This is a genomic window from Accumulibacter sp., assembly GCF_029255285.1.
Taxonomy (GTDB): domain Bacteria; phylum Pseudomonadota; class Gammaproteobacteria; order Burkholderiales; family Rhodocyclaceae; genus Accumulibacter.
Map to the genome: position 1 here is coordinate 1 of NZ_JAPUVI010000008.1, position 3,950 is coordinate 3,950.

4 protein-coding genes are annotated in these 3,950 nt (G+C 58.6%); all 4 read left to right on the forward strand.

Annotated elements, in window-relative coordinates; genetic code table 11:
- Nucleotides 1-104: 104 nt before the first annotated feature.
- Entirely contained in the window at nucleotides 105-878 is a 774-nt protein-coding gene (locus tag Q1M07_RS00805) for a protein phosphatase 2C domain-containing protein (RefSeq protein WP_300449313.1), read from the forward strand.
- A gap of 24 nt (nucleotides 879-902) precedes the next feature.
- Entirely contained in the window at nucleotides 903-1,592 is a 690-nt protein-coding gene (locus Q1M07_RS00810; RefSeq protein ID WP_300449315.1) for an FHA domain-containing protein, read from the forward strand.
- 141 nt (nucleotides 1,593-1,733) lie between these two features.
- Nucleotides 1,734-2,504, forward strand: a complete 771-nt coding sequence (locus Q1M07_RS00815; protein WP_300449317.1) for a 3',5'-cyclic-nucleotide phosphodiesterase — start codon at nucleotides 1,734-1,736, stop codon at nucleotides 2,502-2,504.
- 148 nt (nucleotides 2,505-2,652) lie between these two features.
- On the forward strand, nucleotides 2,653-3,950 hold a 1,298-nt coding region (locus tag Q1M07_RS00820; RefSeq protein ID WP_300449319.1), incomplete at its 3' end, for a GAF domain-containing protein.

Below are 3,950 nucleotides of genomic sequence, written 5' to 3' on the forward strand. Positions count from 1 at the left end.
CAAGCGGAATAAGTTGGTTGCGCTGGATCTGATCCAGATGATCAACAGGGCAATCGCTTGGCGATGCCATCTGTGCGAGCAAATTCACTAGGCAGCGAGTTGCGATGGCGGACGAATTTCAGGCCGACTGGCGAATGGCGATGCTTTCCGACGTCGGACGCATGCGGGTGCGCAACGAGGATTTCGTCTTCTGCGATGAGCATCTGGGCATCGCTGCTCTGGCAGATGGCATGGGCGGACATGCCGGTGGCAATGTGGCTGCACGCCTGGCGGTCGACGCATGGGTCCAGCGTATGAAAAAGTGCCTTCCCGGCCAGATTGAGGAGCGGGATTTGCGGGTAGCCGCAGCCGATGCAAATCGAGTAGTTTATGCGGCAGCATTGAGCGATCCGGCACTGCGGAGCATGGGAACAACGCTGGTGGCGGCCTGCTTCAGGCGTGATGGAACTTTGCTGACCAGCAACATCGGCGATTCGCGAATGTATCGTCTTCGCGGCGATGTGCTGACTTGCCTTACCTGCGATCACAGCGTGTTGCGGGAGCAATGCGACGCAGGCATTATCGAATCCGAATCACACGGCCCTCTTGCGCTGCGCGGCCTGCTCACCCGGGCCGTTGGCGTCGCCGCCTGTGTCATCACGGATGTTACGATCTCCTCGCTCCAGCCCGGCGACGTGTATCTGCTCTGTTCGGATGGGCTGAATGAGATGCTCCCGGATGCCGACATCGCCCATGTGCTCGGTGCGCTGGGCGGCAATCCGCGACTGGCGGCGGAACATCTGGTCGATCTGGCCAATGATCGGGGCGGCGTGGATAATGTATCGGTTATTGTCGTGTCGTCCGGCCGCTTCGGGCGGCTTGGCGCCGAGCTTGCTTAAGCCTGGTTTCAGATAGGAATTGCGATGCCCCGTTTGATTTTGAGCATGGATGGCTTGGTACTGAAAGAGATGGTGCTCGAAAAAGAGCGCACCACCATCGGTCGCAAGCCGCACAACGATATCCAGATCGACAATCTGGCAATCAGCGGCGACCACGCTGCAATCGTGACCATACTGAACGACGCTTTTCTTGAAGACATGAACAGCACCAACGGCACCTACGTGAACGGTCAGCCGGTGAAGAAGCACGTGCTGCAGAACAATGACGTCATTGAACTCGGCAAGTACCGTCTGAAGTACATTTCTGAAGGTGGCGGAGCGGTCACTGAGCAGAGCGAAGCGATGTCCTTTGCCCAGAGCCCCGACCCGGATGCTGGACGCGAGGTCACGGTTGTACCCGAGCCACAGGCCGCAGCCCCATCGTCCGCTCCGCCGGTCGCCGCACTCGGGATGATCCAGATACTCAGCGGAACTCACGCGGGCCGGACACTGGAGCTGTCCAAATCCCTCACGACTCTGGGTAAGCCCGGACTTCAGGTTGCGGTCATAACCCGTCGCCCTCACGGATATTTCATCACCCATGTGGAAGGAACGGTCTTTCCGGTTGTAAATGGTCGTCCGCTGGACGCCCAGGCCCGCCGCTTGAGCGATCACGACATCATCGAGATCGCCGGCGTGAAAATGGAGTTTTTCTCACAGACCGTCACGCCTTAAAGCCAACGGTGGAGGGAGCGTGATATTTCTGGCGCCTGATTTTCCTATCGATCCGTATTCTGGAGCGCTGACTTCCGATTATTTCCCGGCGCCTGGGTGGATTACCCGGATGCCACTGTTACGGAATTCCATGAGATCAAGATGAAGGTGCGGGTTCTGGGCTGCAGTGGCGGAATTGGCGGACGCGACCAGCGTACAACGGCCCTTCTGGTTGATGACGACGTCCTTATCGACGCGGGAACCGGTGTTGGCGACCTGGAGTTCGAACAGTTGCTGCGCATTGATCACGTGTTCGTCACGCACGCCCACCTCGATCACATCGCGATGATTCCGCTATTGGTCGACACGGTCGGCGAAGCGCGCTCGATGCCGATTGTTGTACACGGCTCGCCCGAGACTTTGCGGATCCTGCGCTCCCATATTTTCAACTGGTTGGTGTGGCCCGACTTTTCGTCGATCCCGGACCGGGGCAATCCTTTTCTGCGCTTTCAAGAAATGCATACCGGCGAGTCGGCCAAACTTGGCGGTGGGCGCCGGATGACGGCGCTGCCCGCTTTGCACACAGTGCCAGCCGTCGCGTATCAAGTCTCGGGTGAAGGCGGCAGCCTCGTTTTTTCGGGAGATACGGCATATTCCGAGCCTCTGATCGCGGCAATCAACGAGATACCCGATCTTCGCTATCTCCTTATCGAAACCGCGTTCCCCGACGCCCTGCACGATCTCGCCCTGGCCTCCCGGCACCTCTGTCCCAGCCTGCTGGCGCTATTCCTCGACCGGATCAAGGTCAATCCCGAAGTGTGGATTACTCACCTGAAACCGAGCCGGGCGCAAACCACTCTAGACGAGATCGCCAACTACCGCGGGCGATTCACGCCAAAGGCCTTGTACAACGGCCTCGAGTTCTCTTTTTAGCCCGGAAATTCTACGGGGCGTGCGCGCGGCGGGCTTGCTGTCGGCTCCCGGCGGGCTAAAGTCAGGGTCTTTCCGGGCCGTTGTAACACCCCTACCCAGTACAGGCCGGGTTTAAGATGACGCCCGCTTTCTCGGACATAACAAAACTATGAGCAGCGCAGTAAGCAGGGTTGGTGCCAGTGACGTCGCCAGCCGTCTGGCCTTTTTCAAGGGACTCCAGGCGGTCACCAATCGCGTCCATGCAACCGAAAATATCGATGAGATCATTTTCGAGTTGTCATCTGAAATTTGCGCCCTATTCTCGGCCGATCGCCTGACGATCTATATCGTCGACGAGAGTCGCACAACCATCTCCTCACGGGTCAAGACCGGCCTGCACAGCATCCGCACGATCCGCCTGCCGATTGCCGAGAACAGCGTGGCCGGTTTCGTCGCGCTGACCGGTCAGATGCTCAATATTCACGACGCCTACGACGAGCGGGAACTGAAGGCGATCTCGCCCCGTATGGAATTCCGTCGTGAAGTGGATGACCGCAGCGGCTATCGGTGCCACCAGATGCTGGTCGCTCCAATCGCCAATCCGGACAACGGTGAAGTATTGGGTGTCATCCAACTGATCAACAGCCGTAACGGCGAAGTATTTTCGGCGATTGCCGAAGAGGGCATCCAGGGACTCGGACAGACCCTGGCAATCGCTTTTGCGCATCGACGTCACGCCCTCGTCCAGCCAAAGTCAAAGTATGAAGGACTGGTCAATGACGCGAAGTTGACCGGTGCCGAACTGGAAGCGGCCACCAGTCAAGCCCGCGAACAGGGAATTCCACTGGAGCAGTTGCTCATCGAGGAATACCGCCTCAAGCCCGCCGACATCGGAAGCGCCATCTCCCGTTTTTTCGGCGTGCCTTATGAGCCCTACCGGCAGGATCGGGTCAAGCCCCTCGATCTGCTGCGAAACCTCAAGCGCGATTACGTTCAGCAATCCCAGTGGCTGCCGCTGGAGGAAAATCCAGAGGGGCTTCTGATTCTGGTTACCGACCCCGAGCAGGCGATCGCTTCGCGGGCCGTCCAAAACGTCTTTCCGAAGGCACAGCCGGTCTATTGCGTAACCACCCACGGGGAGTTCCTGCAGACCGTAGCGCAGTTCTTCGGTGGCGCGGCGGACGATACTTCGGTTACCGATCTCCTGTCCGACCTTCAAGACGAAGATGACACCGGTCTTGCACCGGAGGACGTCTCTGCTGCCGCCGACAACGAACTCGTCAAGCTGGTCAACCGCATCATCATCGACGCCTATCGGCAGGGCGCCTCCGACATCCATATCGAGCCACGGCCCGGAAAAGAGAAGACTCAGATACGCTTCCGAAAGGATGGGACGCTGGTACCCTACATTGAGGTACCTTCGAGCTATCGCAACCCGATCGTTACCCGCATCAAGATCATGTGCGA